Genomic DNA, 24,244 nt, shown 5'->3' on the forward strand with positions numbered 1-24,244 from the left:
GGGGGCCCCGCTGAACGTCCGCCAGCCTCCGCTGCGGTCAGCGGCCCTCGAAGAGGGGCTGCTCCTTCTTCAGGAACGCCTCGGTGGCGTTGCGGTGGTCGGTGGTCTTCTCGCACTCGTCCTGGAGCACGGCCTCCCGCTCCAGGGAGGACGTCAGGTCGTGGGTGGCCGCGTGGTTCAGCGCGCTCTTGACGGCGGCGTACGAGCGCGTCGGCCCGGCGGCCAGCCTGCGGGCCAGTTCGACCGAGGCGGGGGCCAGCTCGTCGGCCGGCACGAGCCGCGACACCAGGCCCAGCTCCAGGGCCTCGGGCGCCTTGACCGGGTCGGCCAGCAGCAGCAGCTCGGCGGCCTTGGCCCGGCCGACCAGGCGCTGCAGCGTCCAGGACATCCCGCTGTCGGGGGCCAGGCCGATCTTGGTGAACGCGGTCGCGAACGACGCCTTCTCCGAGGCGATGACCAGGTCGCAGGCGAACGCGAGCGCCGCCCCCGCTCCGGCGGCGACACCGTTGACGGCCGCCAGCACGGGCTTGGGCATGGTCGCCAGGCCCTCGACGATCGGGTTGTAGTGCTTGCGCACGGTGCCGTCCAGGCCCTTGCCCGACGCCAGGTTGTCCGCGTGCTCGCGCAGGTCCTGTCCGGCGCAGAAGGCCCGCCCGGCCCCGGTGAGGATCACCGCCCGGGCGGCGTCGTCGCCCGCCGCCCGCCGGACGGCTTCACCCAGCGCCTCCTTCATCTCGACCGTCAGCGAGTTCATCGCCCCGGGACGGTTGAGCGTGATCGTGGCCACACCGTCGGTCAGGTCGTACAGCACCGTGTCAGACACCGTCGTCGTCCTCGCAATCTCCACGTGGATCCTCCAGGCAACCTTCGACGAACCGCGAGGCCGCGGGCAAGAGGCGCGCGGCCTCGTCGTCGAAGAAGCGTGCTGCCAGGATGCCGGGCCAGCCCTCGGGCAGCAGCTCCGGGGGCAGCCCTGGGTCCTGGAAGAGGAACTTGCGCCACTCGTGGACCAGCCGGCTGCGGACCGCGAACGCCTGCTCATCGGTCTCCACCGGCCCTCCGGCCAGCAGCTCCCGGGCATCGGACAGCCAGCGCTCGTACGCCCGCGCCAGCCCGTCCAGGTCCCAGGCCCGGGCGACCAGGCCGTGAGCGTCTCCCTCGTAGGCGGAGCTGAACCGTTCGGCCCGTACGGCCTCGGTGGTCAGGAACGGGTCCAGTTCCGGGTTGGCGCGGGGGCCGATCCACGTGGTCTCGTCCAGCCGGGCATAGCCCAGATAGGCCAGCCCGGCGGCGAGCCGGTCCCGCCTCGCCCGCTCCCGTACGCGCTCCAGGACCAGCAGATGCCAGTGGCCGTCCCAGGGGCCGAGATCGCGGTAGATGCGGTGCGCGGCCTCGTCCAGGCGCCGGACGGCCCGGGGTGTCAGCGCGTAGCCGGGCCCGGCGGGGAGCCGTACGGGCTCGAGCCACTCCTGCCGCACCATCCGCGAAACGGCCGTGCGGACGGCGGGCGCGGCCACGCCCAGCGCGGCCATCAGCCTGACCAGCGTCGCGATCGGTGCCCGCCCGCCGCGTTCCCGGAGATGGTCGCCGTACAGATCGAACAGCGCCGAACGAGCGTTCATGGATCCAGTCTCCCGGTGCCCGCTTGCTGATCGTTACCACTTCGCGCTCCGAACACGGGATAATGAACCATTACTGATGACGCGGATGCGACAGGCGGCCACGCGGCCAACGGTGCCCGGAGGCCCCACGCGGCCCTAGGCAGGAAGGGGATGCACGCATGGCGGCGATGAAGCCGCGGACAGGAGACGGTCCGCTCGAAGTGACCAAGGAGGGCCGCGGGATCGTCATGCGGGTCCCTCTCGAAGGTGGCGGTCGCCTCGTGGTCGAGCTCTCCGCCGATGAGGCCAAGGAACTCGGCGAGGCGATCAAGGGAGTCGTGGGCTGAGCCCGCTTCAGGCAGGATCGGCGGCCGATATCGCCGGGGGACCGGGGGCCGCTCCCCGGACGGACCGGCCGCGGTTCTAGGACGAGTGCGGGTCCCGGCACATGCCGGGACCCCCGCCGTACCGCAGACAGTTTCAGCAAGCATCAGCTCAGGGGGGACCACCACCATGCCCATCGAGACCCGGGTCCAGCAGGCCGGCACGGACGTCCTGGAGGCGGCCGGCCGGCTTGAGGCCGAGGTGGTGGCGGTCCCCGTACGCTCCGGGCCGCGAGCACCCGAGTCGCCGGTGGCCGGGTCGCTCCCCTGCACGCTGGACGAGCTACTCGCCCTGCACCGGGCCAAGGGCGAGCCCGGCGAGATCGTCTCGACCACCGCGCGGATCGGCGACCGGCCGCGCGAGCTGGTGCTGTACGGCGTGGGTGACGCCTCCCCGGCCGACCTGCGCCGCGCGGGCGCCGCGCTCACCCGCCGAGGCAAGGGCCGCGCCACCCTGGTCGCCGAGGTACCCGAGGGCGATCTCGCCGCGTTCGCCGAAGGCGCACTGCTGGGCGGGTACGCCTTCAAGATCGGTGCCGCGCCCGCCCGCGCCCCGCTCGGCACGCTCGCGCTGACCGGCCCCGACCCGGCCGCGATCGAGGCCGCCGCCGAGCGCGGCGGCCGGGTGGCCCGCGCGTCGGCGCTCGCCCGCGACCTCGCCAACACCCCCGCCGGCGAGAAGGACCCGTCCTGGCTCGCCGGGCAGGCCGAGCGGATCGCCGCCGAGACCGGCCTCACGGCCCGCGTCCGCGGCGAGAAGGAACTGGTCGAGGGCGGCTTCGGCGGCCTGCTGGCGGTGGGGGCCGGCTCCGCGCGGCCGCCCCGCCTCATCGAGCTGTCGTACGAGCCCGAGGACGCGGGTTCCGGTACGGGTCGGCACGTGGTGCTGGTCGGCAAGGGCATCACGTTCGACAGCGGCGGCCTGTCCCTCAAGCCCAACGAGGGCATGAAGACGATGAAGACCGACATGGCCGGCGGTGCCGTGGTCATGGCGGTGATGAGCGCGCTGCGCGCCCTGGGCGTGCGCGACCGGGTGACCGGGCTGGTCGCCGCCGCGGAGAACATGCCGTCCGGCTCGTCCATGCGTCCGGGCGACGTGATCACCCACTTCGGCGGCACCACCTCCGAGGTGCTGAACACCGACGCCGAGGGCCGGCTGGTGCTGGCCGACGCGCTCGCCTACGCCGACGCCGAGCTCGACCCGGACGTCGTGGTCGACGTCGCCACCCTCACCGGCGCCGCCAAGGTGGCCCTGGGGCTGCGGCACGGCGCGCTGTTCGCCAACGACGACGCGCTCGCCGGGGCCCTCACCACCGCCGGGACGGCCGCCGGCGAGCCGGTGTGGCGGCTGCCGATGGTCGAGGAGTACCGGCAGGCGATCGAGTCCGACGTCGCCGACGTGTCCAACATCGAGCGCCGGGGCTTCGGCGGCGGCGCCATCATGGCGGCGCTGTTCCTGCGCGAGTTCGCCGGCGACCGCACCTGGGCCCACCTGGACGTGGCCGGCCCCGGCCGCGCCACATCCGACGACGGCGACATCAGCCGGGGCGCCACCGGCTTCGGCGCCCGCCTGCTGCTGTCCTGGCTCGCCCCCGAGCGCACGGCCTGACCTCAGGCTTGACCCTCAGGCCTGACCGCCGGGCCTGCCGGGTCCGGCGGCCGGTACGGGCGGGCTCAGCGCTTGCGGCGGTCGATCACCGGGATCAGGGCCCGGCGGCGGGCCTGGGCGACGATCTCCTTGAGCGAGGCGTCCCAGGCGGGTTCCACCGCGAAGCACCAGGCGGCGGCCTCGGCGGTCGCCGGGACGTCGGTGAGGGTCAGCGCGATCAGCCGTGGCCGGTCCGCCGTACGGGCCATCTCGACCAGCTCGGCGGACGGAAGGAACACCAGGTAGTCCTGCTCGCCGCGGCGGGTGGAGGGCACCCCGCGGCGCAGCGCGGTCATCGCCTCGATCCGCGACCAGGGCAGCGTCCGGTCGGCACGGCGCGGCATCGGCCAGCGGGCCGGGCGCAGCACCCCCTCTGGCGTCAGTTCCAGTACGGGCCGGCGGCCCAGCACCCGGCCGGCCGTCGCCAGAAGTCCCGCACCGAACAGGGCGAACCCGAGCGCGCCGAGCACGATGAACACCATCGCGGCCGTACCCGATCCGCGGCTCAGCCCGCCCGCGACGAAGCCCGCCGCCGCGAGCACCAGGATCAGGAAGGCGAGCACCTGCCCGACTCCCCGCCAGGTCATCCTGACCCGTACCTGGAACACGGCCTCGGGCGCCTCGGCCACGTCCAGGTCCTCGGCCACGTCCTCGGCTTCGGTCTCGGCCACGGCCTCGGTCTCAGGCTCGGTCTCGGGGTCGGTCCTGGGCTCGTTCATGGGTGACCCGTTCGCTGGGGGACGTCAGTCGCGCTTGATCGCGCAGAGCAGGCCGTCACCGACCGGGAGGAGCAGCGGCACCAGCCGCTCGTCCTCGCGGATCATGGTGCCCACCTCGCGGATCGCCACGGTGTCGGGGTCGCGCTTGGCGGGGTCGGCGACCCGGTCGTCCCAGAGCGCGTTGTCGAACGCCACCACGCCGCCCGGCCGCAGCAGGCGCAGCGCGGCGGTCAGGTAGTCGGGGTACTCCTGCTTCAGCGCGTCGCAGAAGACCATGTCGTACGCCCCGTCGGTGAGGCGCGGCAGCACCTCCAGCGCCCGGCCCGTGATCATCCGGGTCCGGGAGGCGCCCAGGCCGGCCTCGGTGTAGGCCTGCTTGGCCATCCGCTGGTGCTCGGAGTCGACGTCCACGCTGGTCAGCACGGCGTCCTTGGCCATGCCGCGCAGCAGCCAGATCCCGGACACGCCGCAGCCGGAGCCGACCTCCACGACCGTCCGGGCGCCGAGCAGGGTGGCGATGAACCGCAGCGCGGCCCCGCCGGCCGCGCCGATCGGCATGGCGCCGACCTCCCGGCCGCGCCGGCGCGCGTTCAGGAGCGGCTCGTCTTCGGGGAGGAACTCCTCCACGTAGGCCAGGGTGGCCTGAATGGCGTTGATGGCTGCCTCCTCGGGGGACCCCCGCCTGGCTCATGCTGGAAAGACCCTATCGCTGGTCGGGAACCAACTGGCCTTTCATGACGTTCTACTTGACGTCGGTCCACAACCGCCCCAGCCCAGGCGCGACCGTGTCGTTTCGAAGCGACAGCGTTGGCCATCAGAGAGGAACAACCCGGCACCATGGGAGTGGCAGCACTTACATTTAAGGGCGCTGTGGGGGTAGGTCCCCGGCAGGGCGGCGGTTTGTCCGCCGTGGCCGGGCGTGGCCGGGAGGCCGCGGCGGCGCGGGAGAACGCACCGGACGCCGAATGGGCGCCTCCGTCCTGGGACGAGGTGGTCCGCCAGCATTCCGGGCGCGTCTACCGCCTCGCCTACCGGCTGACCGGCAACCAGCACGACGCCGAGGACCTCACGCAGGAGGTCTTCGTCCGGGTGTTCCGGTCGCTGTCGAACTACACACCGGGCACGTTCGAGGGCTGGCTGCACCGGATCACGACGAACCTGTTCCTCGACATGGCGCGACGCCGCCAGCGGATCCGCTTCGAGGGACTGAGCGACGACGCCGCCGAGCGGCTGCAGGGCCGCGAGCCCACGCCGGCGCAGGCGTTCGACGACAGCAATTTCGACGCCGACGTCCAGGCGGCACTGGACGCCCTGGCCCCCGAATACCGCGCGGCCGTGGTGCTGTGCGACATCGAGGGCCTGTCGTACGAGGAGATCTCGACGACGCTGGGCGTCAAACTGGGAACCGTGCGCAGCAGGATCCACCGTGGGCGCGCGCAGTTGCGCGCCGCACTCGAGCACCGGGCACCGCTCCGCCGTGGTGCCCGTACGGCGGCGTCCGCCGAAGCCGCCGCGCTGGCCGCCACCGCACCTGACTCCGCACCCGTCACCGCGGGCTCGGAGGGGGCCGAGGCCCTGGTCGGCGCCCATGCGGCCGAGGTCGCGACGGGACGGCCCGGAGGCGCGTAACGAGACCGGCGCGCGGGGGACCGTGCGTGACGATCTGATGACAAGGGAGCCGCGTGAGTTGTCTGGGGGAGCGTCTGACCGCTCTGGTCGACGGTGAGCTGGGTCACGAGGAGCGCGATCGCGCGCTCGCCCATCTCGCGCTGTGCACGCGATGCCGGTCCGAGGCCGACGCGCTGCGCCGCCTCAAGGGCCGGCTGCGGGGGCTTGGCGATCTGCCCGCCGCGGACGGCGCCGATGATCTTCCCACCCCCGACTTCATGGCCCGGCTGCGCGGCCTGGGGGATCCCGGCGCGGCCGAGGCCGACGTCCCGCCGCCCGCGCAGCCCGTACGGCAGCAGCCGGTGGCTCCCGCGGCCCCGCGGCGGGTTCCCGCGGGCATGCCCATGGCCGGGATCTCCCGGCCCCGCGACAACCGGCCCGCCGGCCGTGCCGCCCCGTCCCGTAAGGGCGGACGCGGCGCGGGCGTCGGAGCGGGGATCGGCGCGGGCGCGAGCGCGGCCCTGTACCGGCCGTCCCGGCGCTACCTCGCCGTCGGTGCCGCGACCCTCGTGCTCGGCCTCGGCGCCGCCTCCTACGCGGCCGGCGGCAACCGGACGGCGCCCACGGTCAGCCCGGCCTTCGACCGGTTCGCCGTGGAGCACGCGCTGACCTCCGGCGGGCTGCCGATGACCGATCCGGCCGACGGGCGCACGCCCGTCCCGCCGGCACCCGGGCCCTGAACGCGCTTTCCCGCAGGCCACTCTCCCGGCTTGACCCGTGCTGGCTGACCCGTCGTGCCAGCTGGACCCATCGTGCAGATGGCACGGCGGCGCGCGGGGAATGATGTCATGGAACCTGATGCGCCGTTTGCGCGCCTTACGTAGCAAGATGGGCCCACTGGAACGGGGTTGTAGGCCTTTTACGCTCATCACATGCCCGGCTGGGCACGATGAGCGCGTTGACGGGAACCATGCTCGGTAGGAGAGATGGGGATGACGGAAGAGAGCCGCGGGCCGCTCGGGTCGTCGCAGGACGATGACGATCTGAGCCAGGAGGCCGGGCGAGGCGTGGCCAGCGCCGGAGGAGCGCAGAGCGCCACGGACGGTCCCCAGCAGGACGATCTCGACACCGGCCAAGCGGACGAGGCCGGGGCCGGGCAGGGGAGCACCGACCGGGAGCCCGGCCTACCGGACGATCGAGACGACACCGGCCCGGGCGACCTGGACGAGCCGGGCGCGAAGGCGGCTCCGGTCGCCTTCGGAAAGGAGACCCCGGGGATCTCCGACCGGCTGGTGGCGGGTTTCGCCCCGCCCGATTCCTACGGCAGCGACGACGACATGCCGGGTCCGCCGTCCGCCACGGCGGTCGACCAGCCCGTACCGGAGGACGCTGTCCCCGGCGGTTACGGCTCCGGCGGCTACCGCCTCGGTGAGCCGGCCGGTCACGACGTGGTGCCGGACGGGGTCGTCCCGGACGGGCCGGTCGCGGCCGGGGCGATGCAGCCCGGTCCCGGGCCTCAGGGCACCGGGCCCCAGGCCGCCCTGCATCAGGGCGGCGTGCCCCCGGGTGCGATTCCGCCCGGCGGCGACCCGAACCGCCACCGTCCGGGCTTCGTCCCGCACGGGTACGAGCGGGACCCGCGAATGGCGGCCGCGCACCAGCAGCAGGGCGGCGACCCGCGCCAGGGCACGCCGTACGGCTGGCCGCCCCAGCGTTCGCACCAGCCGCCGCCCGGGAACCCGCTCGCCGGGCCCCCGCCCGGTGGCGGCCCGCTGGGACCGCCGCAGGGCGGTCCCCGCCCGATGGGTGCCATGGGCCAGCCGCCCGGCGGGCCCAACTGGGCTCCCGTCCCGCCGCTGCCGTCCGCCTCGCGCGGCGGCCCCGGCCTCGGCCTGATGGCCGTGATCGCGCTGATCATCGCGCTGCTGGCCGGTGGCCTCGGCGCCGGGATCGGCGTGCTGGCGACCGGTGACAACGAGCCCGGCGGCATCAGCCTCGGCGGTGAGGGCACCGCCGGCGGCCAGAACAAGAACCGGCCGCCCGACTCGGTCGCGGGCATCGCGCAGAAGGTGCTGCCCAGCGTCGTCAGCATCCGGGTGGCCGGCCCCGGCGGCGAGGGCGCCGGCGGCACCGGCTTCATCGTCAAGGGCGGCTACATCGTCACCAACAACCACGTGGTGTCCGCGGGCGGCGGCAGCGGCGAGATCCAGGTCGTCTTCAACGACAAGAAGACGCTGCCGGCCACGGTCAAGGGGAAGGACCCGAGCTCGGACATCGCGGTCCTCAAGCCCGAGGGCACGCACGACCTGCCGGCGCTGGAGATGGGCAACTCCGACCAGATCGCGGTCGGCGACCCGGTGATCGCGATCGGCTCGCCGCTGGGCCTGCAGGGCTCGGTGACCACCGGGATCGTCAGCTCCACCAACCGCGCCGTGCCGACCGGTGGCGAGGGCGGCGGCGGGGACGGCTCGGTGCTCAACGCCATCCAGACCGACGCGGCGATCAACCCCGGCAACTCCGGTGGTCCGCTGGTCGACGCCCGCGGCCGGGTGATCGGCATCAACACCGCCATCGCCACCCTCGGCAGCGGCGGGCTGGGCGGGCAGACCCAGAGCGGCAGCATCGGGCTCGGCTTCGCCATCCCGGTCAACCAGGCCAGGCGGGTCGCCGAAGAGATCATCAACACCGGGACCGCCCGCCGCGCCCAGCTGGGCATCGGGATGGACCAGCAGTACCAGGGCCCGGGCGTGAAGATCGCCACCGAGCCGATGGGCAACGTGCAGCCGATCGTCAAGGGCGGCGCGGCCGACAAGGCCGGGCTGCGCCCCGGTGACGTGATCACCAAGCTGGGCGGTCAGCCGATCGAGGGACCGGCCGACCTGTCGGCGCAGATCCGCAGCCGCGGACCCGGCGACAAGGTGAAGGTCACCTATCAGCGCGGTGGCAAGGAGACGACGGTCGAGGTCACCCTCGGCCAGGCCAACTGAGGCGGGGTCCGGTTCGTCCGGACCAGGGATACGCTGGGGGGACCGGACCGTGGGGTCCGGTCCCTCTGGGCGCTCGTGGAGGTCGGTTTGTTCGACGTCGGACTGGGCGAGATGCTGCTGCTCGTCGTCCTCGCCCTGGTCATCTTCGGTGACAAGCTGCCGCAGGCGGCCGGGCAGGCGGGACGGATGCTGCGCCAGCTGCGGCAGATGGCCAACAGCGCCAAGGCCGATCTCCAGGAGGGGCTCGGGCCGGAGTTCAAGGACTTCGACGTCGCGGACCTCAATCCGAAGACGTTCGTCCGCAAGCACCTGCTCGAGGACCACGACGACGACGTGCGTCCCAACGGCTCCGGCGGCCTGTTCGACGACGAGCCGTCGTACGCGACGGCGGCGGCCGGTGGCCTGGAGTACGGAGAGCGCCCCCCGTACGACAACGAAGCGACGTGAGCGGCTGAGCAGCGCTCCCTGAAACATGGCAGCGCTTCCTGAACATGGCAGTGCTTCCAAACATGCAAAACGGCCCCGTCCAGGAACTCCTGGACGGGGCCGTTCGCCGTTCGTGTGACCCCTAGCGGCCCTTGGGGGAGATGCCCAGCGACATGCCGGCCAGGCCGCGGGACCGGCCGCCGAGCGAGTCGGCGATCCGGCGCAGCTCCTTGGCCGCCTCGGCGTCGGGCTCCGACAGCACCAGCGGCACGCCGTTGTCGCCGCCCTCGCGCAGCCGGGTGTCGATCGCCACCTGGCCGAGCAGCGGGACGCGGGTGCCGAGCGTCTGGGTCAGCGCGTCGGCGACCACCTGGCCGCCGCCCGAGCCGAAGATCTCCTGCCGCTCGCCGCAGTGCGCGCAGGTGAGGTGGGACATGTTCTCGATGACGCCGACGACCTGCTGGTGGGTCTGCGCCGCGATGGCCCCGGCCCGCTCGGCCACCTCCGACGCCGCCTGCTGCGGCGTGGTGACCACCAGGATCTCCGCCGAGGGCAGCAGCTGGGCGACCGAGATCGCGATGTCGCCGGTGCCGGGCGGCAGGTCCATCAGCAGGATGTCCAGGTCGCCCCAGTAGACGTCGGCGAGGAACTGCTGCAGCGCGCGGTGCAGCATCGGACCGCGCCAGACCACCGGCTGGTTGCCGGCGGTGAACATGCCGACCGAGATCACCTTCACGTCATGCGCCGACGGCGGCATGATCATGTCCTCGACCTTGGTCGGCGAGTCCGTCACGCCCAGCATCCGCGGCACCGAGTGGCCGTAGATGTCGGCGTCGACCACGCCGACCTTGCGGCCCTGCGCGGCCAGCGCGGCGGCCAGGTTGACGGTGATCGAGGACTTGCCGACCCCGCCCTTGCCGCTCGCCACCGCGTAGACCTTGGTCAGCGAGTTGGGCTTGGCGAACGGGATCTCCTTGGCCGCCTCCCCGCCGCGCAGCTTGGTCTGCAGCGCCTTGCGCTGCTCCTCGCTCATGACGTCCAGCTCGACCGCGACCGAGGACACGCCGTCCAGCCGCTGCACGGCCTCGGTGATGGTCCTGATCAGCGTGTCCTTCATCGGACAGCCGGACACGGTCAGGTAGATCGCGACGGCCACCGAGCCGTCCGGCGCGATGTCGACGCTCTTGACCATGTCGAGCTCGGTGATGGGCTTGCGGATCTCAGGATCGTTCACCGTGGCGAGCGCCTCGGTCACCTGCTCGATCGTCAACTGGGAGGCCATGCCCCCCATGGTATGAACTCCCCGGGTGTGCCCGCGCACCGGCCCACGCGCGCGTACCATTCGGGGCGTGACGACGCCGCCAGGCCCCACCATCTCGGCCGAAGAGCTCACCGTGTGGCGCGCCATGCTGCGCGCCGAGGTGCAGATCTCCCGCCGGCTCCAGGCCGACCTGCTGGCCGATCACGATCTGGCCCTCGGCGCGTACGACGTGCTCACCCATCTGGGCGAGCAGCCCGGCGGCCGGCTGCGGATGAACGACCTGGCCGACCGGGTACTGCTGTCGCGCAGCGGGCTGACCCGGCTGGTCGACCGGATGCAGCGCGAGGGCCTGGTGATCCGCGAGTCCTGCTCCAGCGACGCGCGCGGCCTGTACGCCGTGCTCACCCCGCTCGGCCGCGACCGCCTCGCCGCCGCGACCCCCACCTACGAGCGGGGCGTCCGCGAGTACGTGCTGAGCCGCCTGGACGACGCCGACCTGCGCATGCTGGCCGCGATGCTGGCCAAACTCGTAGAAACTCCTCACCGGTCAGGAGAGGGTGGGGTGTGATTCCTTGCGGTCGCCGTCGAGCTCCTTGATCATCTGTTGCAGCTCCGAGCGCAGGAAGTCGCGGGTGGCCACCTCGCTGATCGCCAGCCGCAGCCCGGCGATCTCCCGGGTGAGGTACTCGGTGTCGGCGATGGTGCGGTCGTTGCGGCCCCGGTCCTGCTCGTACTGCACCCGGTCGCGGTCGTCCTGGCGGTTCTGCGCCAGCAGGATCAGCGGCGCCGCGTACGAGGCCTGCAGCGACAGCATCAGGGTCAGGAAGATGAACGGGTACGGGTCCCAGCGCAGCGCGGCGGGCGCCAGCGCGTTCCAGGCGATCCACACCAGCACGAAGGCCGTCATGTAGACCAGGAACCGGGCGGTGCCCAGGAACCGGGCGATCCGCTCCGAGAGCCGGCCGAACGACTCGGGGTCGTAGTGCGGGCGCGGCAGCAGGTTGCGGCGCAGCTCGCGCGGCTGGTCCAGGCGTGGCGTCGTCATGCCGGATTCCCCCGATCGCTGATTCCCTGTCCGCCCTGTCCCTCGGGCCCGGCCGCCCGGCCGCCGCGCAGGGCCTCCTCCTCGGGATCGCCGATCTCCTCGGCGGCGGCCTCCATGGCGCTCTCCCGCCAGTCGCCGGGCAGCAGGTGGTCGAGTACGTCGTCGATGGTGACCGAGCCGAGCAGGTGGCCGTTCTCGTCCACGACGGCGCCCGCCACCAGGTTGTAGGTGGCCAGATACGTCGCCACGTCCTGCAGCGGCATGGTGGGCCGCATCGGGTCCAGGTCGCTGTCCACGATCCCGCTGACCAGGGTCGGCGGTGGCTCGCGCAGCAGCTTCTGGAAGTGGACGGTGCCCAGGTAGCGGCCGGTCGGCGTGGCGGTGGGCGGGCGGCACACGTACACCTGGGCGGCCAGGGCCGGGTTCAGGTCCGGGTTGCGGATCCTGGCCAGCGCGTCGGCCACCGACGCGTCCGGCGGCACCACCACCGGATCGCTGGTCATCAGCCCGCCCGCGCTGTCGTCGGCGTACGTCAGCAGCCGCCGTACGGGGGCCGCGTCCTGCGGCTCCATCAGCGTCAGCAGCCGCTCGCGCTGCTCGGTGGGCAGCTCGCCGAGCAGGTCGGCGGCGTCGTCGGCCTCCATCTCCTCCAGGACGTCGGCGGCCCGTTCCGCCTCCAGCCGGCTCAGGATCTCGATCTGGTCGTCCTCGGGCAGCTCCTGCAGCACGTCGGCCAGCCGCTCGTCGTCGAGCGCGGCGGCCACCTCGGTCCGCCTCTTCTCCGACAGCTCGTGCACGACCCCGGCCAGGTCGGCGGCCTTCATCTGCTCGAACGCGGCGATCAGCCCGGCGGCGCCCTGGCCGTGCTCGACGGCGGACATGCCGTGCACGGCGTCCCAGTCGACGACGAACGTCTCGCCGCTGCGCCGCAGCCCGTGCCCGCGCATCCGGCCGCCCCGGCCCGTTCGGCCCTCGCGCCCGCCCCGTCCCCGCGACCGGCGCACCGCCAGCTTGGTGATCAGCCAGTCCCGGGTCCGGGTCGGCTCCATCGCCACGTCCACCACGCCGACCGGCTCGTCGTTCTCGGTGAGCCGTACGGTGCGGTCCAGCACCTCGCCGATCACCAGCGTCTCGGACGCGCGCTGGTGGAACCGGCGCATGTTGAGCCGGCCGTCGAAGACGATCGCGTCCGCCTCGATCACGGTGACCCGGGTGATCGGCAGGAAGACCGGACGGCGCGGCGAGACCTCGACCACCAGCCCCAGCACCCGCGGCGGCCGGGTACCGAGCCGCAGCGCCACCACGACGTCGCGGACCCGGCCGACCTGGTCGCCGGCCGGGTCGAAGACGGCGATACCGGCCAGCCGCGCGATGTACACCCGCGTCGGAGCTCCGGTCATGAAAGGGAGATTACCCACGATCATGGGGCTCATCCGAGGCCGGCGGGTGAACGGAGGAGGTGGACGGAGCGCATGTCACATCCCGGCGGCGCCGCCCGTCCAAGGGAATGACACCAACGGAACGGAGAACCGTCATGTCCCGTATCTCTCTCGACCCGCCGCGGACCCTGGGCTACCGGCTCGCGTCCTGGCTGACCCGCCGCAAGTTCGGCGCGGAGCTGGACCCCGCGCGCGCCATGGGGCATCACATGGCGGTCTCCACCGGATACGGCATGCTGGAGGCCCAGGCCCTGCGCTGGAAGGCCGTACCGTACCGGCTCAAGGACCTGGCCGTGATGGCCTCGGCGGTCAAGATCGGCTGCTCCTGGTGCGTGGACTTCGGGACCTGGGAGTCCACCACGCACGGCATCCCGCTGGAGAAGCTGGAGGCGGTCCCGGCCTGGCGCGGCAGCGACCTGTTCACCGAGGAGGAGCGGCTGGTCATGGAGTACGCCGAGGCGATGACCGCCGACCCGCCCGAGGTCACCGACGAGCTGTCGGCCGCCCTTCGCGGGTTCCTGAACGAGCGGCAGCTGGTCGAACTGACGATGATGGTGGCGCTGGAGAACCTCCGCTCGCGCTTCAACGCGGCGGCCGGGCTCACCGGCCAGGGGTTCAAGGACCGCTGCGAGATCCCGCGGCGGGAGGCGGAGGGAGCATCTCCGTGAGGGAAGGGGCAGGGGCCTGATGGACGGACCGGACGCGGCGGACGCCCTTTTCGAGGAGCATCGGGGGCTGCTGTTCGCGGTCGCCTACCGGATGCTGGGGAGTGCCGCCGATGCCGAGGACGTCGTTCAGGACGCCTGGATCCGGTGGTCGGCGGCGGACCGGTCCGGGATCGGCGAGCCCCGGGCGTACCTGGTCCGGATCACCACCAACCTGGCCCTGGACCGGCTGCGGTCGGCGCGGGTGCAGCGCGAGACCTATGTGGGGCCGTGGCTGCCCGAGCCCATGCTGACCTCGCCGGACGTCGCGGAGGACGCCGAGCTGTCGGAGTCGGTGTCGATGGCGATGCTGGTGGTGCTGGAGACCCTGAGCCCGCTGGAACGCGCGGTGTTCCTGCTGAAGGAGGTCTTCGGCTTCCCGTACGGGGAGATCGCCGAGGCGCTCGACCGGTCGGAGAACGCCGTCCGGCAGCTGGGCACCCGGGCCCGCAAGCATGTGGAAGCCCGCAGGCCCCGGTTCGAGACCGACCGGCGGGAGCGGCGGGCGGCGACCGAGAGGTTCCTGGACGCGGCGCTCGGCGGTGACCTCAACCAGCTCATGGAGACGCTGGCGCCCGACGTGACGCTGTGGACCGACGGCGGCGGCAAGGTCAGGGCGGCGCTGCGGACGATCCATGGCGCGCCCAAGGTGGGGCGCTGGCTGGTGGCCGTCGCGGGAGTCCCGTACGCCGGGGTGCAGCCCGAGGACATGCGCATCCGGCGCGCCGAGATCAACGGCGTGCCCGGCGTCGTGATCGACGGCCCGGACGGCCCCATCACGACGATCACGCTGGACGTCGACGACGCGGGACGGGTGACGGCCGTCCAGCTGGTCGCCAACCCCGACAAGCTCCGCGCGATCGGCGCGAACAGCGAGCTGCCGATGTGAGCCCGCCGGTCCGCCGGGGCGGCTAGCGGTCGATCTTGCGGCGCCTGCCGCCGATCATGCGCGGCGGCGGGCCCGCGGTCGTGGCCGGGGTCGGTACGGGACGGACGGCGGCGTAGTCGTCGGGGTAGTCGCCCGGCGCCTCGAGCACCTCGTCGGTCGGGGTGAGCCGGATGATGTACGACTCGTCCGCCCAGCGCTCCAGCTGGCTCTCGTGCGAGGCGGCGTTCAGCCGGTCCTTGGCCAGCAGCGGCGCGACCTCGTCCCAGAGGTCGGTACCGGGCTCGACCGATTCGCAGGCCGCGACGAAGGAGATCAGCCGGCCGCCCTTGTCCTTGCTGCGTAGCGTGACCTGTACACGCTCGGCCTCGGGCAGGCCCGGCATCGGCTGCTCGCCCTCGCCGCCGGTCAGTACGTAGGCCGCGTCGCCGTGCCAGAGATGCCAGGCCGCGCGCGGCTGCGTCAGCCCGGGCAGGGTCAGCCACAGCAGCCCCGACTTCTTGGCCGCCTCCGCCACCAGTGCCGCGCTCATCCCTGCCCCCTGTGGGGGGACGACCCCCCACACCCCCCGGGCAAAGCGGCGATCATGACCTCGCTTCGCTCGCTCATCCCGCCAGATTGCCACACCCGCCCGCTCGGTAGCATCCGCGGCATGCGCTCGCGACGTACGACCCTTGCGGTCCCCGGCAGCAATCCCCGCTTCATCGAGAAGGCCCAGGGCCTTCCCGCCGACGAGATCTTCCTGGATCTGGAGGACGCGGTGGCCCCGGACGCCAAGGAGGACGCGCGCGTGAACGTCGTCGCCGCGCTCAACGAGGGGGACTGGACGGGCAGGACCCGGGTCGTCCGGATCAACGATCTGGAGACCCGCTGGGCGTACCGGGACGTGATCGAGGTCGTGGAGGGCGCGGGCGCCAATCTCGACTGCGTCATGCTGCCCAAGGCCCAGGACGCCTCGCACGTGCAGTGGCTGGACCGGCTGCTCACCCAGATCGAGCGGGCGATGGGGTACGAGGTGGGCCGGATCGGCATCGAGGCCCAGATCGAGGACGCCCGCGGGATGGTCGCGATCGATGCCATCGCCGCGTCCTCGCCCCGGCTGGAGACGCTGGTGTTCGGGCCGGGCGACTTCATGGCCTCGATCAACATGAAGACGCTGGTGGTGGGGGAGCAGCCGCCCGGCTACACCGAGGGCGACGCGTACCACTACATCCTGATGCGGATCCTGCTGGCGGCCCGCGCGAACGACCTGCAGGCCATCGACGGGCCGTACTTCAACGTCCGCGACGTGGAGGCGTTCACCCGGGTCGCGAAGCGTTCGGCGGCGCTGGGCTTCGACGGCAAGTGGGTCCTGCATCCCTCGCAGGTGGACGCGGGCAACGAGGTGTTCTCCCCGGCGCAGGACGACTACGACCACGCGGAGCTGATCCTGGACGCCTACGACCACAGCACGCGGGTCGAGGGGCGCGGAGCCGCGATGCTGGGCGACGAGATGATCGACGAGGCGTCCCGGAAGATGGCGCTGGTCATCGCCGCCAAGGGCCGGGCCGCCGGACTCACCCGGACCAGGACGTTCGAGCCTCCGGAGCGGTGAACGTCCCAGGCTGAGGGCGCGACGGGGAGCACCGGTCGGCACGTACGATTCGACGCAAGGCAAAGGTTTTCTCCGAGTTCTCTCCAGGAGGTCGCGCGTGTCGGATCCGGCGGACAACGGCTGGGCCCCGCCCGACCCCGGGCAGTCCAGGGACCGGTCCGGGGAGCAGCGGCCGGCTCCCGAATCCGCGCCGCCTCCGCAGCCCGTCCAGCCGGCACAACCGCCTCCACCGGCACAGCCCGTCCAGCCGGCACAGCCAGTTCAACCGGCACAGCCTGAGCCGCAGGGATGGGGGAGCACGGGCCAGTTCCCGCAGCCCCAGCCCTACGGCGACCCGTACGGCGCGTACCCGCAGCCCTATGGGCAGCCTCAGCCATACGGACAGCCCTACGGGCAGCCCCGGCCGCACCCGCAGCCCTACGGCGCTCCCCAGCAGCCGTACGGGCCGTACGGCTACGGGCCGCCGCCCAAGCGCGCGTGGGTCGTGCCGCTGCGGCCGGGCGCCAAGTACCACCACATGGCCCGTACGGACGCGCACAGCTGGTGGCGTCCGCTGGTCGGGTCGCTGGCCATCCTGGGCGGCGGGCTGATCGTGCTGATGGTGCTCGGCGTGGTCGCGATGATCATTGCCGCGCTGATCACGGGCGATGTCCCCGGCGAACCGGGAACCGGGGACACCATCCTCGGCCACGAGATCGCCGACCTCGGCTTCAACCTCGTCTCGCTGATCGTCTTCCTGCCGTTCGCGCTGCTGGTCCCGTGGCTGGTCCAGCAGCGGCGGCCGGGCACCGTGTCGTCGGTCGCCGGCCGGCTGCGCCGGCGCTGGCTGCTGGTCTGCGGCGGCCTCTCGCTCCTGTTCTGCGCCGTGTCGTTCGGTACGTCGCTGCTGGCGAGCCTGGCCGTGGACGATCCCGTCGCGGCGGACGAGCACTGGGTCGGCTGGAGCTCGTTCCTGATCGCGGCCGTCGTGATCATCTCGCTGGTGCCGTTCCAGGCCGCCGCCGAGGAGTACGTCTTCCGCGGCTGGCTGCTGCAGGCCATCGGGGCGTGCACGCTGGAGAACCTCCGCGGCCGCGTCGGGCGGGCGTTCAGCAAGGTCTTCCGGACGCCGTGGCCGGGGATCGCGGTCGGCTCCGCGCTGTTCATGGCGGGGCACGGCTACACCGGCTGGGGGATGCTCGACGTCTTCCTCTTCGGCGTGATCGCGGCCTGGCTCACGGTCCGCACCGGTGGCCTGGAGGCCGCCATCGCGCTGCACGTCTTCAACAACCTGATGGCCTTCCTGCTGCCGGCGGCCGTGGGGCAGCTCGACATCGAGCAGGGCTGGGTGCCGTGGCAGTACGTCATCGCCGACGTGGCGCCGATGCTCCTGTACGCGGCGGGCGTGGCCTGGCTGGCACGGCGGATGCGGATCCAGACCGTCGTGGCCGACCCGAACGCCGCCACCACGCCGGGAGACCCGGTGGACGCGGTGGACACCCCGGCGGAGCCGTCCCCGTCGTTCAGCCAGGGCCAGCAAGCAGGCCCCAACTGGTGAGGGCGCTGATGACACCGGGGGCCGTGGGAAGCGCGCGAAGCTCGTCCGGCGTGAGCCAGCGGGCGTCGGCGGCGTCGTCCCCGGCCGCCAGGACGCCGCCCTGGGCCGTCACCGCGTAGTCGTGGATCTCGTACGTCACCCCGCCCGCTCCGGGCGCCTCCACGGTGCCGACCAGCGGGCCCACGGCGACCACGAGACCGGTCTCCTCGCGCATCTCCCGTACGACGGCGGCCTCGTCGCTCTCGCCCGGCTCGACCCGCCCGCCCGGGACCGACCACGTTCCGGCCGCCGGGGCATGGCCCCGCTTGATCATCAGCAGCCGTCCGGACCCGTCCACGGCGATCCCGCCCACGCAGCGCACCCTCACCCCGCTATTTTGTCGCCCTTTTCCACCTGGTTGAGCTGGGGGATCTTGACGGGGCGCGGCCCCAGCACGCAGGGTTGGTAGCCATGAGGGCCGAGCCCACATGCCCACGTTGTGGTGGGCGGCTTAGCGCGCCCAGCCTTTGGTCGAGTGACTGGAGCTGCGGCGTGCACGGCGTCGTACTGCCGAGACAGCCGCCCAAGCGGCCCAGCGCCGACGGGCTCGCGGCGGTACTGCGCGAGGCCCGGGTACCGGTCTGGGTCCCCTGGCCGTTGCCGAAGGGCTGGCTGGTCACCGGATTCTGTACGGTCGGCGACGACCGCAGCGGTGCGCGTGCCTGCACGGTCGCCCTGAGCGGCCCGGCGGTGCTCAGCGGCGGTCCCGCCGACATGCTGCTGATCGCCGAGCAGCCGGGGACGGGCCTCGGGGCGTTCTACGCGGGCCTGGAGGGGACCGACCCCGGCGGCGCCTTCGACGGCAACCCGCCGCACGGCAAGCTCGACGTCCAGGGCCCGACCGCCACCAGCGGGCACTCGGTGCCGATGTGGTCGCTGCCGGCCGAGCCCGACCGCGCGGTCTACGTCGGCGAGGCGATGGGCGACTGGCTGTGGGTGGTCCTGTGGCCCGCCGAGGCCGGGGTCCTCATGCTGGAACGGCCGCATCTGCTCGACCTGCGCGAGCCCGGAATGGACCCCGATCTCCCGTACGGAGCGTTCAGTCCCCGCCTCCAGGAGTGAGCCGCCCCGCCCCCGCTCCTGGTAGGAACGAGGGATGCGCATCGATCTGCACACCCACAGCGACGCCTCCGACGGCACCCGGCCGCCGGCCGAGGTCGTCCGGCGCGCGCGGGAGGCCGGGCTCGACGTGCTCGCGCTCACCGACCACGACACGGTCGCGGGCTGGGACGAGGCCTGGGCCGCGCTGCCGGACGGCCTGACGCTCGTCCCGGGGATCGAGCTGTCCTGCCGGTACGACGGCCGCAGCCTGCATCTGCTCGGCTACCTGTTCGACCCGGACGCGCCAGGGCTGGCCGGCGAGCTGGCCCGGATCCGCGCGCACCGGCTGGACCGGGCGCGCAGCATGGTCGACCGGCTGCGCGCGCTGGGCGCGGACGTCACCTGGGAACGGGTACGGGAGCTGTCCGGCGGCGAGGTGGTCGGGCGTCCGCACGTCGCCCGGGCCATGGTCGAGGCCGGGGTGGTCGCGACCGTGGACGACGCGTTCACCCAGGACTGGATCGGCTCGGGCGGCCGCGCCCATGTCGGGCCGTACCCGCTGGATCCGGTACGGGCCGTACAGCTGGTCAGGGAGGCCGGCGGCGCCTGTGTGCTGGCCCATCCGCGGTCCCGGAAGCGCGGCTACGTCTTCGGCGACGAGGTGATCGAGGAACTGGCCGCGGCCGGACTCGCCGGAGTCGAGACCGATCATCCCGACCATGCGCCCGAGGACCGCGCCCGGTTGCGCGACGTCGCGGCGGCCCTGGGCCTGCTCATCACCGGCTCCAGCGACGACCACGGCGAGATGACCGGCGACCGGCTGGGGAGCGAGACCACGTCCCCGGAGGACTACGCGGCCCTGCTCGCCGCCGCTCCCGGAGGCGGCCGTCTTGGAAACAGGCCCGCATCGGCGGGCGCCGAAGGACTACGATCCTGCCGTTGACGGCGGAAGGACCGGAATGTCAGAAGTAGCGTCACTGCTGCCGGAGGACCCTCGGCGGATCGGCTCGTACGAGCTGCGCGGCCGGATCGGGCAGGGCGGCCAGGGTGTGGTCTACCTGGGCGCGAACGAATCCGGTCAGCAGGTCGCGGTGAAGCTGCTGCAGGCATCGCTCCGGGGGAACGACCCGGCCAGGGCACGCTTCGTCCGGGAGCTGTCGGTGGCCCGCCGGGTGGCCCGCTTCTGTACGGCCCAGGTCCTGGACGCCGACATCGACGGCGACCGCCCGTACATCGTCAGCGAGTACGTCGAGGGCCTCTCGCTCGCCCAGGTGGTGGCGGAGCGGGGCCCGCTGCCGGGGGCGCAGCTGGAGCGGCTCGCGATCGGTACCGCCACCGCGCTGGCCGCCATCCACCAGGCCGGGATCGTGCACCGCGACTTCAAGCCCGCCAACGTGCTGCTCGCCCAGGACGGCCCGCGCGTGATCGACTTCGGCGTGGCCAAGGCCCTGGACCCCGGCTCCACCGGCTCCAGCGCGGTCGTCGGCACGCCCTCGTACATGGCCCCCGAGCAAGTGGGCGCCGAGGCGGTCGGCCCGCGCGCCGACGTGTGGGCCTGGGGCGCCACGCTCGTGTACGCGGCGACCGGGCGCGCGCCGTTCGGCAACGACACCATCCCGGCCGTGATGGGCCGGATCCTGAACGCCCAGCCCGCCCTCGGTGACACTCCCGAACCGCTGCGCGAGCTGGTCCGCGTGGCGCTGGGCAAGGACGCCGAGACCCGGCCAACGGCCGCCGACCTGCTGATGCGCCTGATCGGGCACAGCGGCGAGCCCACCGAGATCATGGCCGAGGGTCGTACCCTCGCGGCCACCCGTGATGACGGCCCGCTGCTCCGGTCCCCGGTGCCGCCGCCCCCGGCGATGGGACCTCCGACGGCCGTGGAACCCCGTACGGCCGTGGCCCCGGCCTCCGGCGGCAGCCGCTGGCTGGCACCCGCCGCCGTCTCCGTCGTGGCGGTCCTCGTCGCGATCGGCGCCGTCTTCTGGGCCCTGAGCAAGGACTCCGGCACCAACGGGGTAACCCCGGGCGCCGGATCAGAGAGCAGCACCGCCGCCGGGAACGCCGGCCGGAGCACCCCCGCTTCATCCGCGCCCACCACCAAGCCGCCGACCGGCCCCCGCCTGATGGTCAGCCCGGTCGGCGACATCAAGGTGGAGGACAAGGGGTCGGTGAACGTGACGCTGACCGCCGAGGGCGGGACGGTCGAGTGGACGGCGCAGGTGACCAACGTGACCCTCAGCCGGTCCTTCGGCACGCTCAGATCCGGCCAGAGCGTTCAGATCAAGATCACTATCGCCGACCGGTACACCGGGCACGTCGATTTCGCCGCCGAGGGCACCCCTGGACAGCGGGTGAAGCTGAACACCGTTTGATCCGCCCACGCGGTCGCGGGCAGGCGATAGGGTGCGGGGCGTGGACGCGCGCATCGAACAGGTCGTGACGTCAGGGACGCTGACCCTGGACGACACCGAGTACGACGTCGAGAACAACACCTACATCGTCGGCGACGACGACGAGGTCATCGTGATCGATCCGGCGTATGACGCCGACGCCATCCTCAAGAAGGTCGGTGACCGCGAGGTCATGGCCGTCCTGCTGACCGACGGCAACGAGCACCACCTCAACGTGGTGCTCGAGGTGGCCGCGGCCGGCGAGGACGACGAGGAGAACTGGGCACCGATCGCGCTGCACCGCGCGGACCGGCTGCTCTGGCGCGATTACTTCGGCCGCCTCGCCAAGGAGGAGGACGACGAGGACGACGCCAAGGCGCTGAAGGCCGTGGAGCCCGACATCTGGCTGGAGGACGGCGGCGTGTTCGAGATCGCCGACACCCAGCTGGAGATCATGCACACCCCCGGGCACAGCCCGGGCGCGGTGTGCGTGATCAGCGAGCAGCTCGGAGTGCTGTTCTCCGGCGACACGCTGCACCGCAGCAAGCCGGGCTCGATCGGCGGTGCCTTCGAGGACCTGCGCAAGCAGCTCAACTCGATCGGGGCGCTGCTCACCCCGCTGCCCAAGGACCTGCGGGTGCTGCCGGGCCAGGGCGAGGAGACCACGACCGGCGAGGAGGACGCCCGCTGGGAGAGCTGGGGAGCGCTGGCCCGCGAGGGCGAGGACGGCTGATCCCCCGCGACGGAACGGACGGCTGAGTCATGGTCGCCGAGCAGCTGGGCCTGGAAGGCATGCCGCAGCGGCTGTACTCCTGCACGCCGTCGCGGCTGAACGCCTGGCTGGACTGCCCCCGGCGGTACCGGATGACCTATCTCGACCGGCCGTCGCCGCCCAAGGGCGCGCCCTGGGCGCACAACAGCGTGGGCTCCAGCGTGCACAACGCGCTGGCGGCCTGGTGGCGGCTGCCCGAGGCGGAGCGCTCGGTCGAGTCGGCCGGGACGCTGCTGGCCCGCGGCTGGCTGACCGATGGTTTTCGGGACGCCGCCCAGTCCGCCGAGTGGCGCGACCGGGCCCGGGAGATGGTCGAACGGTACGTCGCGCACCTCGATCCGGCCGACGAGCCGATCGGCGTCGAGCGCACCGTGGCGACCCGTACCGACCGGATCGCCGTGTCGGGCCGCATCGACCGGCTCGACATCCGCGGCTCCGAGCTGGTCGTGGTCGACTACAAGACCGGCCGGCACATCCTGACCTCCGACGACGCCCGCGGCTCGCTCCAGCTGGCCATCTACGCGATGGCCGCCGCCCGGGTGCTGCGCCGCCCGTGCCATCGCGTGGAGCTGCACCACCTGCCGTCCGGGGAGGTCGCGGTGTGGGAGCACACCGACGAGTCCCTCCAGCGGCACCTGCGGCGGGCCGAGCAGATCGCGGCCGAGGCCGGCGCCGCCGACGACGCGTACCGCAACCGGCTCAAGCCGCAGCCGCCGTCGCCACCCGCGCCGTCGAAACCCGGGTCGTCGAAACCCGGGTCGTCGAAGGTGCCGCGGCCCCGCCCCGGTGACGGCGCCCCCGTCGATCACGCCCCGTACGACGAGGTCTTCCCGCCGCGCCCGAGCAACCTGTGCTCGTACTGCGACTTCGCCCGGCACTGCCCCGAGGGCCTGCAGGCCGCCCCCCGCAAGGACCCCTGGGCGGCCCTCCCCACCGACTGACCGGCCTCGCCCCGAGCGGAGCGAGCCGGTGTCGCAGCACTCGCCATGGTCAGAATCCGATGGCCTCCCGGAGAAGCAGCACGGTGCCGCGCCCTGGACGGGGTTCCGCGTTGAGGATGAGCAGGCGGTTGACGGCGCTGGGCATCCCGTACACCGCCTGGGCGCGGGCGTTCTCCAGCGGGAGGGCGTGCTCCTCGACGCGGCGCAGCGCCGTGCTCAGGTCGGGCACCACCTTCTGCGCGCCGACGATCCAGACCGCGCGGGCGGCGCCGCCCGCGTCGGCGGGGAGCTGGCTGCCGCTGCCCGAGGCGAGAACGAGCGAGCCGGTCTCGGTGACCGCGGCGACGCTGTTGACGACGAATTCCGGGCCGGCGGTCAGCCTTCGGATCTCGTCGGCACCGGTGGCCCGGTCGATGGCCAGAACGCGCGGCCTGATGGCGTCGTACCGGCCGCCGGCGTTGATGTCCTCGTCGATGCCGGACAGCCTGAGGGTCTCGCTGGCCCCGGTGAGCACGCAGGCGCCCTCGGGGACCAGGTCCTTGACGCGGGCGCGCGCGGCCGCGGCGTCATCGAGGATCTCGGCGGCGAACCCGTTGGCGCGAAGTGCGGCGCCTGCCCGCTCCAGTCGTTCGGCCGATGCCGGGTGGGTGAAGGATGCGGCGTGTGCCGGGATGTTCCCGGACCCCCGCGCCGCATGGGGCGCCGTGCCCGCCAGCGGGGAGGTGTCGAGGTACCTGATCTCGTACACCCGTTCCGCGAACTTCCAGCCCTCCACGGTGCGCTGGTAGCGGTCGTGGTAGATGGCATAGTTCAGTCCCTGGCGTCCGTCGAGGGTGCGCGCGAGTTCTTGTATGTAGGCACGGCCGGTCGCGGTGTCGCCGTCGAGCAGGATCGTGCCGGGGTGTGTGGTCTGTACGAAGAAGTCCCACTGGCGCTGCAGCCGCTCGCCCCCGGTAATGATCTCTTCGCGGCCGACCAGCTCGGCGGGGATGTCGGGCATGCGCAGGGCACCGTCCGGTATGAACAGCGACGCCATGCGGAGCCGGTCGCGCATCATCGCCGCGTCGGTGAACTCGCCGCGCAGCGCCTCGATCTCGACGCGGTCCGCGATGGCCTGGAAGTCGTTCATCGAAGTCCCCTATCCGTCGTGTCGTCGTCCTCACCCGTACGACCGCGCAGCCCTTCGGATTGTGAGGCGGCACGTCGGCCTCACAATCCGA

26 protein-coding genes are annotated in these 24,244 nt (G+C 72.9%); 16 read left to right on the forward strand and 10 right to left on the reverse strand.

Going from position 1 to position 24,244, the window contains the following annotated elements; translation table 11 throughout:
* Positions 1-37: 37 nt before the first annotated feature.
* Together ACH34Q_RS24020 and ACH34Q_RS24025 are read right to left on the reverse strand one after the other, a co-directional pair.
* Positions 38-823 carry an enoyl-CoA hydratase-related protein gene (locus ACH34Q_RS24020; protein ID WP_395985283.1) on the reverse strand — a complete coding sequence of 262 codons (786 nt, stop codon included), beginning with the start codon at positions 821-823 and terminating at the stop codon, positions 38-40.
* Positions 816-1,622: a PaaX family transcriptional regulator C-terminal domain-containing protein gene (locus ACH34Q_RS24025; protein ID WP_395985284.1), complete on the reverse strand. Its 807-nt coding sequence runs from the start codon at positions 1,620-1,622 to the stop codon at positions 816-818. The genes ACH34Q_RS24020 and ACH34Q_RS24025 overlap by 8 nt, the downstream gene beginning before the upstream one ends.
* A 158-nt stretch (positions 1,623-1,780) precedes the next feature.
* On the opposite strand from ACH34Q_RS24025, the gene ACH34Q_RS24030 reads away from it, so the two are divergent.
* Together ACH34Q_RS24030 and ACH34Q_RS24035 are read left to right on the forward strand one after the other, a co-directional pair.
* Positions 1,781-1,948 carry a DUF3117 domain-containing protein gene (locus ACH34Q_RS24030; RefSeq protein ID WP_089314488.1) on the forward strand — a complete coding sequence of 56 codons (168 nt, stop codon included), beginning with the start codon at positions 1,781-1,783 and terminating at the stop codon, positions 1,946-1,948.
* Positions 1,949-2,114: 166 nt separating this feature from the next.
* Positions 2,115-3,593 carry a leucyl aminopeptidase family protein gene (locus tag ACH34Q_RS24035; RefSeq protein WP_395985285.1) on the forward strand — a complete coding sequence of 493 codons (1,479 nt, stop codon included), beginning with the start codon at positions 2,115-2,117 and terminating at the stop codon, positions 3,591-3,593.
* 65 nt (positions 3,594-3,658) lie between these two features.
* Here the strand turns inward: ACH34Q_RS24035 and ACH34Q_RS24040 are convergent, their stop codons facing one another.
* Complete coding sequence (locus tag ACH34Q_RS24040) at positions 3,659-4,351, reverse strand: hypothetical protein (protein ID WP_395985286.1); 693 nt, start codon at positions 4,349-4,351, stop codon at positions 3,659-3,661.
* Between the two features lie 24 nt (positions 4,352-4,375).
* Positions 4,376-4,978, reverse strand: coding sequence for an O-methyltransferase (locus ACH34Q_RS24045; protein ID WP_395985287.1), 603 nt, complete (start codon positions 4,976-4,978; stop codon positions 4,376-4,378).
* 273 nt (positions 4,979-5,251) lie between these two features.
* Between ACH34Q_RS24045 and sigE the strand changes: the two genes are divergently transcribed.
* The 4 genes from sigE (at position 5,252) to ACH34Q_RS24065 (ending at position 9,393) form a co-directional block, all read left to right on the forward strand.
* On the forward strand, positions 5,252-5,980 hold the full coding sequence (gene sigE / locus ACH34Q_RS24050) for an RNA polymerase sigma factor SigE (RefSeq protein ID WP_395985384.1): 729 nt from the start codon (positions 5,252-5,254) through the stop codon (positions 5,978-5,980).
* A gap of 53 nt (positions 5,981-6,033) precedes the next feature.
* The gene (locus ACH34Q_RS24055) at positions 6,034-6,699 is read left to right on the forward strand and encodes an anti-sigma factor family protein (RefSeq protein ID WP_395985288.1); all 666 of its coding nucleotides are present in this window, start codon (positions 6,034-6,036) and stop codon (positions 6,697-6,699) included.
* A 252-nt stretch (positions 6,700-6,951) separates the two neighbouring features.
* Complete coding sequence (locus tag ACH34Q_RS24060; RefSeq protein ID WP_395985289.1) at positions 6,952-8,946, forward strand: S1C family serine protease; 1,995 nt, start codon at positions 6,952-6,954, stop codon at positions 8,944-8,946.
* An 87-nt stretch (positions 8,947-9,033) separates the two neighbouring features.
* Positions 9,034-9,393, forward strand: coding sequence for a sec-independent translocase (locus ACH34Q_RS24065; RefSeq protein WP_395985290.1), 360 nt, complete (start codon positions 9,034-9,036; stop codon positions 9,391-9,393).
* Positions 9,394-9,514: 121 nt separating this feature from the next.
* Here ACH34Q_RS24065 and ACH34Q_RS24070 read toward each other — a convergent pair whose 3' ends face one another.
* Positions 9,515-10,663 (reverse strand): Mrp/NBP35 family ATP-binding protein, encoded by a 1,149-nt coding sequence (locus ACH34Q_RS24070; protein WP_395985291.1) that lies wholly within the window; start codon positions 10,661-10,663, stop codon positions 9,515-9,517.
* 58 nt (positions 10,664-10,721) lie between these two features.
* Between ACH34Q_RS24070 and ACH34Q_RS24075 the strand changes: the two genes are divergently transcribed.
* Positions 10,722-11,201 carry a MarR family winged helix-turn-helix transcriptional regulator gene (locus ACH34Q_RS24075; protein ID WP_395985292.1) on the forward strand — a complete coding sequence of 160 codons (480 nt, stop codon included), beginning with the start codon at positions 10,722-10,724 and terminating at the stop codon, positions 11,199-11,201.
* On the opposite strand, the gene ACH34Q_RS24080 is transcribed toward ACH34Q_RS24075, so the two are convergent.
* Both ACH34Q_RS24080 and ACH34Q_RS24085 read right to left on the reverse strand, forming a co-directional pair.
* Positions 11,181-11,678, reverse strand: a complete 498-nt coding sequence (locus ACH34Q_RS24080) for a DUF1003 domain-containing protein (RefSeq protein ID WP_395985293.1) — start codon at positions 11,676-11,678, stop codon at positions 11,181-11,183. The two genes, ACH34Q_RS24075 and ACH34Q_RS24080, sit on opposite strands and share 21 nt — an antisense overlap.
* Positions 11,675-13,078: a magnesium transporter MgtE N-terminal domain-containing protein gene (locus tag ACH34Q_RS24085; protein ID WP_395985294.1), complete on the reverse strand. Its 1,404-nt coding sequence runs from the start codon at positions 13,076-13,078 to the stop codon at positions 11,675-11,677. The genes ACH34Q_RS24080 and ACH34Q_RS24085 overlap by 4 nt, the downstream gene beginning before the upstream one ends.
* Before the next feature lie 134 nt (positions 13,079-13,212).
* Between ACH34Q_RS24085 and ACH34Q_RS24090 the strand changes: the two genes are divergently transcribed.
* Positions 13,213-13,785 (forward strand): carboxymuconolactone decarboxylase family protein, encoded by a 573-nt coding sequence (locus ACH34Q_RS24090; RefSeq protein ID WP_395985295.1) that lies wholly within the window; start codon positions 13,213-13,215, stop codon positions 13,783-13,785.
* A gap of 19 nt (positions 13,786-13,804) precedes the next feature.
* A complete protein-coding gene (locus ACH34Q_RS24095) occupies positions 13,805-14,710 on the forward strand; it encodes an RNA polymerase sigma-70 factor (protein ID WP_395985296.1) in 906 nt (301 codons plus the stop codon).
* A 22-nt stretch (positions 14,711-14,732) separates the two neighbouring features.
* On the opposite strand, the gene ACH34Q_RS24100 is transcribed toward ACH34Q_RS24095, so the two are convergent.
* A complete protein-coding gene (locus tag ACH34Q_RS24100) occupies positions 14,733-15,239 on the reverse strand; it encodes a hypothetical protein (RefSeq protein WP_395985297.1) in 507 nt (168 codons plus the stop codon).
* 120 nt (positions 15,240-15,359) lie between these two features.
* Between ACH34Q_RS24100 and ACH34Q_RS24105 the strand changes: the two genes are divergently transcribed.
* Together ACH34Q_RS24105 and ACH34Q_RS24110 are read left to right on the forward strand one after the other, a co-directional pair.
* A complete protein-coding gene (locus tag ACH34Q_RS24105; RefSeq protein ID WP_395985298.1) occupies positions 15,360-16,301 on the forward strand; it encodes an HpcH/HpaI aldolase/citrate lyase family protein in 942 nt (313 codons plus the stop codon).
* A gap of 97 nt (positions 16,302-16,398) precedes the next feature.
* A complete protein-coding gene (locus ACH34Q_RS24110; RefSeq protein ID WP_395985299.1) occupies positions 16,399-17,838 on the forward strand; it encodes a type II CAAX prenyl endopeptidase Rce1 family protein in 1,440 nt (479 codons plus the stop codon).
* On the opposite strand, the gene ACH34Q_RS24115 is transcribed toward ACH34Q_RS24110, so the two are convergent.
* Positions 17,804-18,205 carry an NUDIX hydrolase gene (locus ACH34Q_RS24115; protein ID WP_395985300.1) on the reverse strand — a complete coding sequence of 134 codons (402 nt, stop codon included), beginning with the start codon at positions 18,203-18,205 and terminating at the stop codon, positions 17,804-17,806. The genes ACH34Q_RS24110 and ACH34Q_RS24115 overlap by 35 nt on opposite strands.
* Positions 18,206-18,288: 83 nt before the next feature.
* On the opposite strand from ACH34Q_RS24115, the gene ACH34Q_RS24120 reads away from it, so the two are divergent.
* The 5 genes from ACH34Q_RS24120 to ACH34Q_RS24140 are packed head-to-tail and all read left to right on the forward strand — an operon-like array spanning position 18,289 to position 23,024.
* The gene (locus ACH34Q_RS24120; protein WP_395985301.1) at positions 18,289-18,939 is read left to right on the forward strand and encodes a DUF6758 family protein; all 651 of its coding nucleotides are present in this window, start codon (positions 18,289-18,291) and stop codon (positions 18,937-18,939) included.
* A 34-nt stretch (positions 18,940-18,973) separates the two neighbouring features.
* Positions 18,974-19,861: a PHP domain-containing protein gene (locus ACH34Q_RS24125; protein ID WP_395985302.1), complete on the forward strand. Its 888-nt coding sequence runs from the start codon at positions 18,974-18,976 to the stop codon at positions 19,859-19,861.
* 16 nt (positions 19,862-19,877) lie between these two features.
* Complete coding sequence (locus ACH34Q_RS24130; protein ID WP_395985303.1) at positions 19,878-21,293, forward strand: serine/threonine-protein kinase; 1,416 nt, start codon at positions 19,878-19,880, stop codon at positions 21,291-21,293.
* A gap of 40 nt (positions 21,294-21,333) precedes the next feature.
* Positions 21,334-22,044 (forward strand): MBL fold metallo-hydrolase, encoded by a 711-nt coding sequence (locus ACH34Q_RS24135; protein WP_395985304.1) that lies wholly within the window; start codon positions 21,334-21,336, stop codon positions 22,042-22,044.
* A 29-nt stretch (positions 22,045-22,073) separates the two neighbouring features.
* Complete coding sequence (locus ACH34Q_RS24140) at positions 22,074-23,024, forward strand: RecB family exonuclease (RefSeq protein WP_395985305.1); 951 nt, start codon at positions 22,074-22,076, stop codon at positions 23,022-23,024.
* Positions 23,025-23,073: 49 nt separating this feature from the next.
* Here the strand turns inward: ACH34Q_RS24140 and ACH34Q_RS24145 are convergent, their stop codons facing one another.
* Positions 23,074-24,153: a nuclear transport factor 2 family protein gene (locus ACH34Q_RS24145; protein ID WP_395985306.1), complete on the reverse strand. Its 1,080-nt coding sequence runs from the start codon at positions 24,151-24,153 to the stop codon at positions 23,074-23,076.
* Positions 24,154-24,244: the final 91 nt, after the last annotated feature.

It is taken from the genome of Actinomadura sp. 9N407 (assembly GCF_044326315.1).
Classification (GTDB): Bacteria; Actinomycetota; Actinomycetes; order Streptosporangiales; family Streptosporangiaceae; genus Spirillospora.

Coding starts and splice junctions, on each gene's coding strand:
- ACH34Q_RS24120 (WP_395985301.1), top strand. CDS start 18,289: ATGAGGGCCGAGCCCACATGCCCACGTTGTGGTGGGCGGCTTAGCGCG.
- ACH34Q_RS24030 (WP_089314488.1), top strand. CDS start 1,781: ATGGCGGCGATGAAGCCGCGGACAGGAGACGGTCCGCTCGAAGTGACC.
- ACH34Q_RS24100 (WP_395985297.1), bottom strand. CDS start 15,239: ATGAGCGCGGCACTGGTGGCGGAGGCGGCCAAGAAGTCGGGGCTGCTG.
- ACH34Q_RS24085 (WP_395985294.1), bottom strand. CDS start 13,078: ATGACCGGAGCTCCGACGCGGGTGTACATCGCGCGGCTGGCCGGTATC.
- ACH34Q_RS24090 (WP_395985295.1), top strand. CDS start 13,213: ATGTCCCGTATCTCTCTCGACCCGCCGCGGACCCTGGGCTACCGGCTC.
- ACH34Q_RS24105 (WP_395985298.1), top strand. CDS start 15,360: ATGCGCTCGCGACGTACGACCCTTGCGGTCCCCGGCAGCAATCCCCGC.
- ACH34Q_RS24095 (WP_395985296.1), top strand. CDS start 13,805: ATGGACGGACCGGACGCGGCGGACGCCCTTTTCGAGGAGCATCGGGGG.
- ACH34Q_RS24130 (WP_395985303.1), top strand. CDS start 19,878: ATGTCAGAAGTAGCGTCACTGCTGCCGGAGGACCCTCGGCGGATCGGC.
- ACH34Q_RS24035 (WP_395985285.1), top strand. CDS start 2,115: ATGCCCATCGAGACCCGGGTCCAGCAGGCCGGCACGGACGTCCTGGAG.
- ACH34Q_RS24145 (WP_395985306.1), bottom strand. CDS start 24,153: ATGAACGACTTCCAGGCCATCGCGGACCGCGTCGAGATCGAGGCGCTG.
- ACH34Q_RS24025 (WP_395985284.1), bottom strand. CDS start 1,622: ATGAACGCTCGTTCGGCGCTGTTCGATCTGTACGGCGACCATCTCCGG.
- ACH34Q_RS24080 (WP_395985293.1), bottom strand. CDS start 11,678: ATGACGACGCCACGCCTGGACCAGCCGCGCGAGCTGCGCCGCAACCTG.
- ACH34Q_RS24070 (WP_395985291.1), bottom strand. CDS start 10,663: ATGGGGGGCATGGCCTCCCAGTTGACGATCGAGCAGGTGACCGAGGCG.
- ACH34Q_RS24140 (WP_395985305.1), top strand. CDS start 22,074: ATGGTCGCCGAGCAGCTGGGCCTGGAAGGCATGCCGCAGCGGCTGTAC.
- ACH34Q_RS24125 (WP_395985302.1), top strand. CDS start 18,974: ATGCGCATCGATCTGCACACCCACAGCGACGCCTCCGACGGCACCCGG.
- ACH34Q_RS24040 (WP_395985286.1), bottom strand. CDS start 4,351: ATGAACGAGCCCAGGACCGACCCCGAGACCGAGCCTGAGACCGAGGCC.
- ACH34Q_RS24060 (WP_395985289.1), top strand. CDS start 6,952: ATGACGGAAGAGAGCCGCGGGCCGCTCGGGTCGTCGCAGGACGATGAC.